This is a genomic window from Pseudomonas sp. FW305-3-2-15-C-LB1 (assembly GCF_058787615.1).
This window is the reverse complement of the sequence record NZ_JBYSZX010000025.1, coordinates 1-13133: the sequence shown is the minus strand read 5'-3', so window position 1 is coordinate 13133 and position 13133 is coordinate 1. Positions and strand designations below refer to the sequence as shown.

The 13133-nt window shown below is 58.9% G+C and carries 12 protein-coding genes; 7 read left to right on the top strand and 5 right to left on the bottom strand.

Annotated elements, in window-relative coordinates; genetic code table 11:
- Positions 1 to 29 precede the first annotated feature (29 nt).
- Positions 30 to 1712, bottom strand: coding sequence for an AMP-binding protein (locus tag AC3WP7_RS28470; RefSeq protein ID WP_093513758.1), 1683 nt, complete (start codon positions 1710 to 1712; stop codon positions 30 to 32).
- A gap of 262 nt (positions 1713 to 1974) precedes the next feature.
- Here AC3WP7_RS28470 and AC3WP7_RS28465 point away from each other — a divergent pair, with 262 nt between their 5' ends.
- Positions 1975 to 2751, top strand: a complete 777-nt coding sequence (locus tag AC3WP7_RS28465; RefSeq protein WP_092246099.1) for an ABC transporter substrate-binding protein — start codon at positions 1975 to 1977, stop codon at positions 2749 to 2751.
- A 188-nt stretch (positions 2752 to 2939) separates the two neighbouring features.
- Here AC3WP7_RS28465 and AC3WP7_RS28460 read toward each other — a convergent pair whose 3' ends face one another.
- From AC3WP7_RS28460 to AC3WP7_RS28445, 4 genes are all read right to left on the bottom strand, one after another.
- Positions 2940 to 3566, bottom strand: a complete 627-nt coding sequence (locus AC3WP7_RS28460; protein WP_102630097.1) for a helix-turn-helix transcriptional regulator — start codon at positions 3564 to 3566, stop codon at positions 2940 to 2942.
- Complete coding sequence (locus tag AC3WP7_RS28455; RefSeq protein WP_102592175.1) at positions 3566 to 4699, bottom strand: NAD(P)/FAD-dependent oxidoreductase; 1134 nt, start codon at positions 4697 to 4699, stop codon at positions 3566 to 3568. Before AC3WP7_RS28455 ends, AC3WP7_RS28460 begins: the two co-directional genes overlap by 1 nt.
- Complete coding sequence (locus AC3WP7_RS28450; protein ID WP_102592176.1) at positions 4696 to 5640, bottom strand: ornithine cyclodeaminase family protein; 945 nt, start codon at positions 5638 to 5640, stop codon at positions 4696 to 4698. The genes AC3WP7_RS28455 and AC3WP7_RS28450 overlap by 4 nt, the downstream gene beginning before the upstream one ends.
- 68 nt (positions 5641 to 5708) lie before the next feature.
- Positions 5709 to 6647 carry a LysR family transcriptional regulator gene (locus tag AC3WP7_RS28445; RefSeq protein WP_092246090.1) on the bottom strand — a complete coding sequence of 313 codons (939 nt, stop codon included), beginning with the start codon at positions 6645 to 6647 and terminating at the stop codon, positions 5709 to 5711.
- 109 nt (positions 6648 to 6756) lie between these two features.
- Here AC3WP7_RS28445 and AC3WP7_RS28440 point away from each other — a divergent pair, with 109 nt between their 5' ends.
- The 6 genes from AC3WP7_RS28440 (at position 6757) to AC3WP7_RS28415 (ending at position 12993) form a co-directional block, all read left to right on the top strand.
- Positions 6757 to 8256 (top strand): CoA-acylating methylmalonate-semialdehyde dehydrogenase, encoded by a 1500-nt coding sequence (locus AC3WP7_RS28440; RefSeq protein ID WP_092246087.1) that lies wholly within the window; start codon positions 6757 to 6759, stop codon positions 8254 to 8256.
- Positions 8257 to 8499: 243 nt separating this feature from the next.
- Positions 8500 to 9438, top strand: a complete 939-nt coding sequence (locus AC3WP7_RS28435) for a pectate lyase family protein (protein ID WP_102592177.1) — start codon at positions 8500 to 8502, stop codon at positions 9436 to 9438.
- Between the two features lie 251 nt (positions 9439 to 9689).
- Positions 9690 to 10940 (top strand): glycoside hydrolase family 68 protein, encoded by a 1251-nt coding sequence (locus tag AC3WP7_RS28430; protein WP_102592178.1) that lies wholly within the window; start codon positions 9690 to 9692, stop codon positions 10938 to 10940.
- A gap of 409 nt (positions 10941 to 11349) precedes the next feature.
- On the top strand, positions 11350 to 12213 hold the full coding sequence (locus AC3WP7_RS28425) for an iron-containing redox enzyme family protein (RefSeq protein WP_102592179.1): 864 nt from the start codon (positions 11350 to 11352) through the stop codon (positions 12211 to 12213).
- An 18-nt stretch (positions 12214 to 12231) separates the two neighbouring features.
- Positions 12232 to 12399, top strand: coding sequence for a rubredoxin (locus tag AC3WP7_RS28420; RefSeq protein ID WP_081049337.1), 168 nt, complete (start codon positions 12232 to 12234; stop codon positions 12397 to 12399).
- Positions 12400 to 12993, top strand: coding sequence for a LysE family translocator (locus AC3WP7_RS28415; protein WP_092246078.1), 594 nt, complete (start codon positions 12400 to 12402; stop codon positions 12991 to 12993).
- Positions 12994 to 13133: the final 140 nt, after the last annotated feature.

Sequence of the window (13133 nt, the reverse complement as noted above, 5' to 3'; positions counted from 1 at the left end):
GTGCAGCCACCTGCATCACGGGGCTTTGGTTAAGCGAAATCTTCCTCGAAGTGTTCCCGCTCGCCACGCGTATCGCCCTGGCGCCGCACCACCTCCATCTGGCGCAACTCCACGCGGCGGATCTTGCCGGAGATGGTCTTGGGCAGTTCGCTGACGAACTCGATACGCCGCACCCGTTTGTACGGCGCCAGGTGCTCGCGGGCAAAAGCCAGGATGTGCCGGGCCAGCTCGGCGTCGCCCGCAGCATCGTGGGCCAGGATCAGGAACGCCTTGGGCACCGCCAGGCGCAGCGGGTCGGGGCTGGGCACCACGGCCACTTCCATGACCGCCGGGTGTTCGATCAAGGCGCTTTCCAGCTCGAACGGGCTGATGCGGTAGTCGGAGGCCTTGAACACATCGTCGGCGCGACCGACGAAGGTGATGTAGCCGTCGGCGTCGACCTGCGCGGTGTCGCCGGTGCGGTAGTAGCCGTCACGCATGACCTCGGCGGTTTTCTCCGGGCTGTCTTCGTAGCAGAGCATCAGCCCGAGAGGGCGCACGTCCAGGGGCAGGGCGACTTCGCCTTCGCTGCCGGGATTGCCATCCGGGTCGAGCAAGGCCACCTTGTAGCCCGGCAGCGGACGGCCCATGGAACCGGGCTTGAGCACCTGACCTGGGGTATTGCCCACCAGCGCGGTGGTTTCCGATTGGCCGAAACCGTCGCGCAACGGCAGGCCCCAGGCGTGCTGGATCTGCTCGATGATTTCCGGGTTCAGCGGCTCACCGGCGCCTACCAATTCGCGCAGGCTCAGGCGCGATTTATAGCTGGCAAGATCCTCCTGGATCAGCATGCGCCATACCGTGGGCGGCGCACACAGGCTGGTCACGCCGTAGCGTTCCAAGGCACTGAGCAGGGCCGGCGCACTGAACCGCGCGACGTTATGGATAAAGATGCACGCACCGGCATTCCAGGGGGCGAACAGGCAACTCCAGGCATGCTTGGCCCAACCGGGCGAGGAGATATTCAGGTGCAGATCGCCCGGCTGCAGGCCAATCCAGTACATGGTCGACAGGTGGCCCACCGGGTAACTCTGGTGGCTGTGCAGCACCATCTTCGGTTTGGACGTGGTGCCGGAGGTGAAATAGAGCAGCATCGGGTCGGTGGCCAGGGTGCGGCCTTCGGCCTCGAACTGATCGGGGTATTCAAAGGCGGCGTTGTGGGCGACCCAACCCTGCGGTGCCGCGCCCACACAGATGCGGTTGCAACCGTCTGCCAGCCCGTCGAATTTAGGTACGTGGGCCTCGCCGACCACCAGATGGCGCACCTGCCCGCGCTCGATGCGGTCGCGCAGGTCGTCGGGGTTCAGCAGGGCGGTGGCGGGAATGACCACGGCGCCGAGCTTGAACGCGGCGAGCATGGTGTCCCACAGCGCCACATCGTTGCCGAGCATCAATAGCACCCGGTCACCGCGACGTACACCGAGTGCGCGCAAGTGATTGGCCACCTGGTTGGAGCGCGTGGCCAGTTGCTGGAAGCTGTAGCGTTGCTCACTGCCGTCTTCCTCGACGATCCACAGCGCATGCGCCGCATTGCCCTCGGCCATCGTGTCGAAATAGTCCAAGGCCCAGTTGAATGCATCCAGTTGCGGCCAACGGAAGTCCCGGACGGCAGTGGCGTAGTCGGTGCGGTGAGCGAGCAGAAAATCCCGAGCGGCCAGGAAGGGCTGGGTCATGGTGGCTGTCCTTAATTATTGTTGTGGGGACTGACCCTCGGTTTAGCCGAGAGGCTGGACCGAGTATAGGCACGCATAAATCAGAGCAGAACGCCCAAAAACACCGGTGCGTTATGCAAAAAAGTCATGGGTGTCGCGCCAGGCAGCAGTGAGATTGACGATTGAGACGTAAAAGTCCAAGATGGAATTATAAGTACAAAAGTGCACGATTCATCTCTTTCTCACTCTTGCCAAACCAACAACAACTTGCGAGACCACGATCATGCAGAAACGCTCCCTCATTACCGCCCTGGCCTTGAGCCTGCTTGCATCCGGCCCCTTGGTCGCCGCCGAGAAAACCCTGCGCATCGGTATCGAGGCGGCTTACCCACCGTTCGCCTCCAAGACCCAGGAAGGCAAGATCGTCGGGTTCGACTACGACATCGGCAATGCGCTGTGCACGCAGATGAAGGTCAAGTGCGTGTGGGTCGAAGGTGAGTTCGACGGTCTGATTCCGTCCCTCAAGGTCAAGAAAATCGACATGGCGCTGTCGTCCATGACCATCAACGAAGACCGCAAGAAGTCGGTGGATTTCACCCACAAGTACTACTTCACCTCATCACGCCTGGTGATGAAGGAGGGGGCGGTGGTGGATGACCAGTACGCCAGCCTCAAGGGCAAGACCGTGGGGGTGCAGCGTGCGACCACCACGGATCGCTACGCCACCGAGGTGTTCGAGCCCAAGGGCATCAACGTCAAGCGCTATGGCAATAACGAAGAGATCTACATGGACCTGGCTGCCGGGCGGCTGGATGCGATCTTTGCCGACACCATCCCCTTGAATGATTTCCTGCAGATGCCCCGTGGCAAGGGCTACGCGTTTGTCGGCCCGGAACTCAAGGACCCGAAATACGTGGGCGAGGGCGCGGGCATCGCGGTACGCAAGGGCAATACTGAATTGGTCAGCCAGTTGAATGCGGCCATTGACGGCATTCGCGCCAGTGGCGAGTACCAGAAGATTTCGCAGCAGTACTTCAAGGCCGATATCTACGGCGATTGAGAGGTACACGCGCGCTGTCGCGTGGCCAATTAGAACCCCTGAGGCCAACGGACTTGTTGTGGCGAGCGGGCTTGCTGTGGCGAGCGGGCTTGCCCCGCGTTGGGTTGCGAAGCGACCCCAAAGATGGGCCTGCTACGCAGTCCAACGCGGGGCAAGCCCGCTCGCCACAAAATGCGGTCGTGCGCACCTCAGCCCTTCAGTTCCTTGAGATGCTTGTAGACCGTCGCCCGCCCCATGCCCAGCACATTGGCCACATAGTTCGACGCGCTCTTGCCCTTGAACGCCCCCTCGGCGTGCAGGGCCAGCACCAGCTCACGCTTGTGGTCGCGGGTCAGCCCATTCAGGCTCAACTGCCGCTCGCGCATCCAGGCATGCAAAAACGTGTTGATGCGCTCCTGCCAGTCATCACGAAACAACGAGTCCGGCTGCGGGATCAGCTTGCTCGGCGACAGGAACAGGTCCAGCGCCGCCTTGGCGTTTTCAAACAGTGAAATATTCAGGTTGATGCACAGCACCGCCAGGCGTCGGCCCTTGTGGTCGTGCAGCACGGTGCTCAGGCTGCGGATTTTCTGGCCATCCCAGTTGAGCTTTTCGTACGGGCCGATATTGACCTCGCTGACGTCGGCGTCGAGCATGTCCTCCAGCGCCGAGTCATCGCCGATGCTGCGCTTGGACAGGTTATTGGCGATGTAATCGACTTTTTGCGAGCGCAGGTCATGCAGCACCGCTTCGGCGTGGGGGAAGAACAGCGTGGCGATGGCTTCGGCCATCGCGCGGAAGTTCTGCATGACGGTGTCTTGTTCAGCGGTGTTCATCAATGGGGCTCCAGGCGTGCAGGGGAGAGCATACCAGCGTCGAGGCCGAAGCGTGTCAGCGCCTCCGGCAGCGCTGCGCCGCGCACCAGTGCGGCACTGGCCTGGCCCATGGCCGGTGAGGTCTGGATGCCATAACCGCCCTGTGCCGCGACCCAGAACAGCCCCGGTACCACCGGATCAAAACCCGCGAGCAGATCACCGTCGTGCACGAAGCTGCGCAGGCCGGCCCAGGTGCGGGTCGTGCGGCGGATGGTCAGGGTGGTGGCTTCTTCGATCTGGTAGATGCCCATGGCGATATCCAGCTCTTCGGGCTGAATATCCTGAGGCGCCACCGGGTCGGCATTGGCTGGGGAGCCGAGGAACATGCCGGCGTCGGGTTTCATGTAGAAGGATTCGTCCAGCGCCACCAGCATCGGCCAGCGGTGGCTGTCGACGCCGTCGGGGCCGGCGAAGATGAACGCCGAACGCCGCTTGGGCTGCAAGCCGATGGACGCGGCCCCGGCGAGACCGCCGATGTGGTCGGCCCAGGCGCCAGCGGCGTTGATGATGACCGGCGCGGTGTAGGTTGTGTCCTGGGTTTGCACCTGCCAGACGCCGTCGCTGTCGCGGCTCAAGCCAAGTACGTGGCTATCGGTATGCACCTGGCCACCGTTGCGGCGGATACCGCGCAGGTAGCCCTGGTGCAGGGCGTCGGTGTCGATGTCGCTGGCGGTGGGGTCATACAGTGCACCGTGGACTTTTTCCCGGCGCAGGATCGGCAACTTCGCACAGGCCTCGTCGGCGCTGAGCAATTCGACCTCGGCCACGGTGGCCTTGGCGCTCTGGTACTGGGTGTTCAACTCGGCCGCATCGCCGATGAAGTCCACGGTCATTTCGCCCCGGGGCGTGAGCAACGGGTGTTCGCAGAAACCGGGCGGCGGGTTGTCGAAAAACGCCCGGCTGGCCAGGGTCAGCGCCCGCACCTGCGGGGTGCCGTAGGCGGCGGTAAACAGTGCCGCCGAACGTCCGGTGGAGTGATAGGCCGGGTGGCTTTCGCGCTCAAGCACTCGCACCTTGCCGTGCTGCGACAACCAGAACCCCGTGGAGGCGCCGGCAATACCGCCGCCGATGATGATGAAATCTGCGTGGTTCATAGCTCTCTCCAGAGGGCATTGGCCAGGGCGGTGTCTTCCAGGCCCAGGCCGATGGAGCGGAAGAATACATGACGGTCGTAGGTCGGAGGTTGCACCCATTCGCTGAGCAGTTCGGGCAAGTCCCCCACGATGGCACGCGGGTCCCACCCGTGTTGCTCGGCGGCGATCAGCATGTCACCCGCCGCGCCCGGGGTGGTCTGGCGATAGTCGCAGAACACCTGCATCGCGTTGAGGCTGTGGGGCGGCACTTCATGGGCGCGGGGCGCATTGGTGCTGATCGAGGTGATCAGCGCCGGTTTGCTCAAGCGGGCAGGGTCGAGCACCGGCCCGGCCGACGAGGTGCACAGCAGGATCACATCGGCGTCGTCCACGGCCGCCTCGCAGCTGTCGGCGATGACCACCCGTGGGTCCAGGTTTTTGAGGTGGGCGATAGCCTCGGCGCTGGCGTGGGCCAGGCTGGGGGAAAACAGGCTGATGTGCTGCCAGTCACGCAGTTGCTTGATGTAGTGCAAATGCGCCTGCGCCACCTTGCCGCTGCCAATGATCGCCAGGCGCCTTGCTGATAAAGGCGCCAATGCTTCCACCGCCAGCGCTGTGGTGGCCGCAGTGCGCGCCGTGGTCAGTTCGGCCGCATCGCACAGCAGCAGGGGTTGGCCGGTCTGCATCGACATCAACAAGGTCCACGCGGTCACCAGTGGCCCTTGCTCACCCACGATATAGGGCGAGGTCTTGACCCCGTACACCCCATCCTCGGCCAGCACGCCCAGGTAGTTGATAAAGTCGCCGGCGGCGTGCGGGAACTCCACCAGTTGCTGCGCTGGCTGCACGGCTTGCCCGGCCGCCAGGTCCTGGAACAGCTTGCGCAGGATCTGCGGCACATCGACTTTTCCGAGCAATTCGCGGGCCTGGGCCTGGTGGATCACATGGGGTGTGCTGGACATGGGGTTCTCCGCAAGTAAACTAATTTGTCTATTATGGACTTTTAGTTTCGTTGGGCAAGCGTAAAAGATCACCCCGTAAAGCGAAACCCACCCGACAATTCAGTTTTCAGAAACCCCACCAACGCACTCACCGCCTTAGGCACATGGGGCGAATACGGTCGGATCAGGTAGATCTCGTTGGCGAATGCGCCCTTGAGCGTCCAGCCCTTGAGCACCTGCACCAGCTTGCCGCCGGCCAGGGCGGCGTGGGCGCTGAAGTCGGGGAGCAGGGCGATGCCCAGGTGATTGAGGGCCGCATCGCGCAGGGCTTCGCTGTTGTTGGTGGCGAAGCTGCCGGCGATGGGCACGGTGAGGCGTTCGACGTTTTTAGTGCCACGCTCGAAGGTCCAGGCCGGCTGGTCGGCGCCGCGAGGGTAGAACAGGCAGTTATGGGCGCACAGGTCATTGGGTTCGCGAGGCTCGCCGTGGCGTTGCAGGTATTCCCGGGTGGCGACCAGCACCGAGCCGGTGTCGCACAGCTTCCAGGCCACATGGGTTTCCGGCACCTGGAAGCCGTGGCGCACGGCCAGGTCGTAGCCTTCGGCGGCCAGTGAACTCAGGGCGTCGGACACGTCCAGTTGAATGCGCACCTGCGGGTACTGTTGCAGGAATTCCGACAAGTGCGGCACCAATTGCTGACGGGCGAACGCCACCGGCGCGGTCAGCCGTACCAGCCCGCGAATCTCGCCAACCGAGTCGCGTACCGAGGAAAAGCTGCGGGCGATCTGCTCATAGGCGCTGCGCACTTCACGGGTCAACGACAGCCCCGCATCGGTCAGCCTGACGCTGCGCGTGGTGCGGGTGACCAGCCGCGTGCCGGTGGCTTTTTCCAGGTCGGAAATACGCTGGCTCACCGCCGACTTGCTCACGCCCAGGCGTGCGGCGGCGGCGGTGTAGGTGCCTTGTTCCTCCAGCACCGACAGCCAGTGGATATGGGTCCACAGCCCTTCGATCTCGGATTTTTCCATGGGTGGATTGTTCGCTATGCTGGACAATAAGTTCTGGATTCTGCTCTGGTTTGGAACAAATCGAAAGCCTATCGTGGTCCCCAACGCTATCCACCTGGGATCTACTGCCATGACCACCACCATCGAGCACTACATCAACGACCAGCGCGTGTCCCGCGACGATCGCTATCAGGACGTCTACAACCCGGCCACCGGCGAAAAGACCGGCCGCGTCGCCTTGGCCAGCCGCCAGACCGTGTCCGAAGCCGTCGCCGCCGCCCAGGCCGCGTTCGCCGGTTGGGCCGACACCCCGCCGATCCGCCGTGCCCGCGTGCTGTTCGAATACCTGCACCTGCTGCGTGAGCGCAAGGACGACCTGGCGCGCATCATCGTCGCCGAACACGGCAAGGTCTTCACCGACGCCCAGGGTGAAGTGGATCGTGGCATCGATATCCTGGAGTTCGCCTGCGGCATCCCCAACCTGCTCAAAGGCGAGCATTCCGACCAGGTATCCCGTGGCATGGACAACTGGACGATGCGCCAACCGCTGGGCGTGGTGGCGGGTGTGACGCCGTTCAACTTCCCGGTGATGGTGCCGATGTGGATGTACCCGATCGCCATCGCGGCGGGCAACACCTTCATCCTCAAGCCAAGCCCCACCGACCCGAGCGCCTCGCTGTTCATGGCCGAACTGCTGCGCGAAGCCGGCCTGCCCAAAGGCGTGTTCAACGTGGTGCAGGGCGACAAGGAATCGGTGGATGCGCTGATCGAGCACCCGGACGTCAAGGCTGTGAGCTTTGTTGGCTCCACGCCGATTGCCCAGTACATCTACGAGACCGGTGCGCGCAACGGCAAGCGCGTGCAAGGCCTGGGCGGCGCAAAAAACCACATGGTGGTAATGCCCGACGCCGATCTCGACAAAACCGTCGACGCCTTGATGGGCGCCGCCTACGGCAGTGCCGGCGAACGCTGTATGGCCATCTCCGTGGCGGTGCTGGTGGGCGATGTGGGCGACAAAGTCATCGCGGCGCTGACCGAGCGCGCCAGACACCTGCGCATCACCGACGGCCGCGACCTCAAGGCCGAGATGGGCCCGATTGTGTCCCGCGCCGCCCTGGAGCGCATCAGCGGCTACATCGAACAAGGCGTGCAGGCCGGCGCGCAGTTGCTGCTCGATGGGCGCGACTATGTGCCCACCGAGGCCGGCCTGGAAAATGGCTTCTGGCTCGGCGCGACCCTGTTCGACCACGTGACCCAAGAGATGAGCATCTACCGCGAAGAGATCTTCGGCCCGGTACTGGCGTGCGTGCGCGTGAATGACTTTGCCGAGGCGATCAAGCTGGTCAACGACCACGAATTCGGCAACGGCGTCAGCTGCTTTACCCGCGACGGCCACATCGCCCGCGAATTTGCACGGCGCATTGAAGTGGGCATGGTCGGCATCAATGTGCCGATCCCGGTGCCGATGGCCTGGCATGGCTTTGGTGGTTGGAAGAAGAGTCTGTTCGGCGACATGCACGCCTATGGCACCGAGGGCGTGCGCTTCTATACCAAGCAAAAGTCGATCATGCAGCGCTGGTCGGAAAGCATCGAGCAGGGCGCGGAGTTTGCGATGCCGGTGTCCAAATAACGGCCAAAAGAACACAGCAGGGCAAATGTGGGAGGGGCTTGCCCCCTCCCACTTTCGATTGTTTTCCACTTGAGGGTTGACGGTCGTGCGAATGCATAATACTGTATATAAACACAGTGTTTAAGCGCTGATCGACCAACACCGGCAACCTCAGTCCTGCCAGACACTGTGTGCAAGTTAACGGATTAACTTGATGCACAGGCTCGTCTTACCGAGCCATTTTTATTGATAGAGAGGGAACTCATGTCCTACCCAGAAAGCAGACTCACCGGTCTGATCGGTTTCGCCCAAGCGGCAAAAGTGACAGGTGGCTGGTCCGGCCCCGTGGTCAGTATCACCACGCTCGATCAACTCAAGGCCAATATCGGCGACACCACCCCACGGGTACTGGTGATCAACAGTAATATCTCGGCGTCGAGCCTGACCAAAGTCAACATGGGCGCCAACAAGACCCTGATTGGCTCGTTCCAGAACCGCACCCTGGAGAATATTCACCTGCGTGCAACGGCGCAGTCGCAGAACATCATTCTGCAGAATCTTATCTTCAAGCACTCGGCAAGTATCAAGGCCAATGACGATATCCAGGTCTACTTGAACTACGGCAGCAAGTATTGGATTGACCATTGCTCTTTCGTCGGGCACAGCTGGTCCACCACTGACGGTAGCGAAGATAAACTGCTGTATATCGGGGAAAAGGCCGATTATGCCACCATCAGTCACTGCTTCTTTGGCAGTCATAAGTATGGTCTGATCTTCGGTCACCCGGCGGATGATAATAATACCGCGTTCAATGGCTACCCACGCCTGACACTGTGCCATAACCGCTTCGACAACATGGAAGTGCGTGCGCCTGGCTTGATGCGTTACGGTTATTTTCATGTGTACAACAACTACATCAATAACTTCCACCTCGGTTTTACCCTGGCACAAAATGCCAACATCCTTTCTGAAAGTAATTACTTTGGCGAAGGCAGCCAGAATAAAGGCATGTTGGATGACAAGGGCACCGGGACGTTCACCGACATCAACAGTGTGCCGCCAATCACTAATCAGAAGTCGCCCAAGGCGCAGTGGACGGCCTCATCCAACTATGGCTATACCTTGAAGACCGCCGCACAAGCCAAGGATTTTACCCAGAAGAATGCCGGCGCCCAGTCGGTTGCACTGGTCTTTGGTAGTTGATTAGCTAGCTTTCTACTTAGTGATCAATTAATGCGAGTGCCACTGTATTTATATCAAGGATATAAATACAGTGATGGCCTTTCTAATCTAAATAATTCTTCATGTTGCGACAGGCAGGCTTCCATGTTAAACCTTGTTTCGCACTTGCAGAGCCAACTATCCCTTGCTCTTTCAGCCACTATCAAGTTGTTGGCTGTCATGTGCTATTTAATCTTCGCTTGTCACTTAAGCGTCAGCAAAAGGACATCATCATGAAACATGCGAATCACACACCCACTCGCTGGACACGGGCCGATGCGCTGAAAGTTAATGAGAATGACCCGACGACGACACAGCCGTTAGTGAGTCCTGACTTTCCTGTCATGAGTGACACGGTCTTTATCTGGGACACCATGCCCTTGCGTGAACTGGATGGTACGGTGGTATCGGTCGATGGCTGGTCAGTGATCTTCACCCTGACGGCTGATCGTCGCCCCCATGATCCACAATTCATCAACGCCGATGGCCGTTACGACATCAAGCGCGACTGGGAAGACCGCCATGGCCATGCGCGTATCTGCTACTGGTATTCGCGCACCGGCAAGGACTGGATCTTCGGCGGCCGTGTCATGGCCGAAGGGGTTTCGCCGACCACGCGGGAATGGGCAGGTACACCGATCCTGCTGAATAACAACGGCGATATCGACCTGTATTACACCTGCGTCACACCGGGCGCCACCATTGCCAAAGTCAGGGGCCAGGTGGTCACCTCGGATACCGGCGTGACCCTGCGGGGCTTTGATCAGGTCAAATCGTTGTTTGATGCCGACGGTATCTATTACCAAACCGAAGCGCAAAATTCGACTTGGAACTTTCGCGATCCCAGCCCCTTTATCGATCCAAAAGATGGCAGGTTGTACATGGTGTTCGAAGGCAACGTTGCCGGCGAGCGCGGGACGCACGAAGTAGGCCCGAATGAAATAGGCCTGGTGCCGCCCGGGCATGAAGATGTCGGCGGTGCGCGTTATCAGGTCGGCTGCATCGGCATTGCGGTGGCCAAAGACCTCAACGGTGACGAGTGGGAGATTTTGCCACCGCTGGTGACCGCCGTTGGTGTGAACGACCAGACCGAACGGCCGCACTATGTGTTCCAGGACAACAAGTACTACCTGTTCACCATCAGTCACAAGTTCACCTACGCGGACGGCGTGACGGGCCCGGATGGCGTGTATGGTTTCGTCAGCGACCGGCTGTTCGGCCCTTACACACCGATGAACGCCTCCGGCCTGGTGCTCGGCAATCCGCCTTCGCAGCCCTTCCAGACATACTCCCACTGTGTAATGCCCAACGGCCTCGTGACATCGTTTATCGACAGTGTGCCCACCACCGGCGATGACTACCGTATCGGCGGCACCGAAGCGCCGACGGTCAGGATTGTGTTGAAGGGCGATCGTTCGTTTGTGCAGGAGGCTTATGACTATGGCTACATCCCGGCGATGCGCGATGTAGTGTTGAGCCAGTGACTGCCGTGCAATCGTCAGCCTGATCATCTGGTGTAAACCGATGCAAAAGTGGGAGGGGGCTTGCCTCCTCCCACTTTTTTAACCGCAATCCAGTTCGGTGGCCGAAGCACTGTCGAGCAAGCTGGCGGTGTAGAGCAGGGTGTGTCAGTGCGAGCATGTTTAATTGATGAATAAATAAACTAATGGATGGTTTAATTGGTGATGGGAATTTCCTTCGGATGGTATTCGTCTTACAAACGCAGCCTACAGTATTATCGGTAGGACTTAGTTGCTGGTTTGCTGGCGGTTTTTTTATCGTGCAGGAACGCTCTACAGTGAGCGTTTAAGATGTGTGATACAAAATCATGAGGTGTTTTGGCTTGACAAATTTATGTGCGGATAAATAATTTAATCGCTTGCTTTAAAAGGTGTGAAATCATTTTTTTATAAAAACAAGGATGAAAATGATGGATGCTCAAGATTCAGTAAAAACAGATCAAATGAAAGGCTCTCTAAGAATGAGATTTATAGAGTGTGCGAGGCCGGTTACAACGAGGTGGCTAATGCAATTGTCCGGCATGCCGCGCTTAGGGAACTTGAAAAATTCGGCGAGATTATCTCTGCTCGTCCTCTGACGCATCAGGGTATGGCCTTGTTTTTTGGCACCCTTTGGGCTTTTTTTAAAGACGTGCCTGCGGGAATCGTTGCGTTGGCTGCACGTGTTACGGATGAATGGATCAAGGAGGATATGTGGAATGGCACAGCCAAGGCTGCGCATATTCTTTATGCTTCGGTTGATGAGTATGGTCTGCACCAGCATAGTAAACATATGCTGCCTACCCATCATCAGATGTTTAAACAACTGACGACTCATCTGGGGCTTTCCGATGCTGATCTGTTTAATCCGTCTAACGTACTCCCAGAGGGTACTGCGATGGGGAATAACACGCATAGGATGTACCGCTCCGAGTTTTTGGGCGAAGCGTTGGGTTTTCATTTGGCTTCGGAAATGACCTCGTCCAGAGAGTTTCAGTACTTTCTTGAAGGGTTTAAAAAATACGCCCGTGAGTATGGCTTGGTGGATGAGGAAGACCCGGTCTTGGCGTTCTTCGCTATCCACTGCGAAGTCGAACCCATGCACGTAGCGACCGGGCGGGAGATCGTAATTTCATACTTGGAGAAAAACCCAGGTATCGCTCCACAAGCCATGCGCGGTGCGATGGCATTCATGGACGGTTTTGAACATATGTTTTCGGCACTTAATCGTCGCCTTGCCGACCCGCAGAGTCTTTGAATTCTGGAGATTGTCTACATGTATAAGTCTTATGAGTGTCAGATCTGTCACTACGTTTATTCCGAGGCATTGGGTGAGCTTCTAGTCGACGTTGAGGCAGGAACAAGGTGGGGCGAGCTAGACGACAATTTTCAGTGTCCGCACTGTCGGGCAAAGAAAAAAATGTTCAGAGAGATTGTGAGGTAAATGCACGACTTTCTGAGTGCAATGCTATTTTCGACACTGCTTTCAATAAGCGTTGGACCGATAGCCTTGATCATTCTAAGGCAGTCCATCGTCTTTGGCTTTCGCAGTGCATTGCCCGCAGCCCTGGGGGCGGCAGTTGCCGACGCGGTATTTGCAGCTGTCGCCTTTACAGGCTTGAAGGTGGTCGAAGCATTTTGGGTCGACAATCATCAGCTATTGACGTGGGGAGCGATTGCCTACCTCCTTTATCTTGGTGTTACCACATTCAAGAACGCTGCTGGCACGATGCAGATAACGTGCACCGCAGGATTTGTACCGGTCTTTTTACTGACGTTGACTAGCCCGTTCACCATTGCGGCGATTTCTTCCTATGCCATCGCCAGCGGCGCCCAGCTTCAGGGGCAGGGAATCTACTGGAATTTGCTGGGTGTTCTAGTGGGCTCGTTTCTCGGGCAAATGTTGTATGCAGCAGGGGGTGGGGGGATGAAGAAGCTGTTTGCTGAACGTTCAGGTTTTGGTGTGCTCAATCGAGCGAGCGGGGTGTGTCTGATTGGATTTGCGGGCTGGCAGATGGCTTGTGCTCTATCGCTATAGGCTCGCCCCCGATGGCGGTGGATGAGTCAGCTAGAGGTAAGCTGACTCATCCACCGCCATCGGGGGACTGTCAGAAATTTTGTGTTCGGGCATAACATGAGTAAGAGGTGCATGTATGCCAACCAAAAAGAAACCGCTTC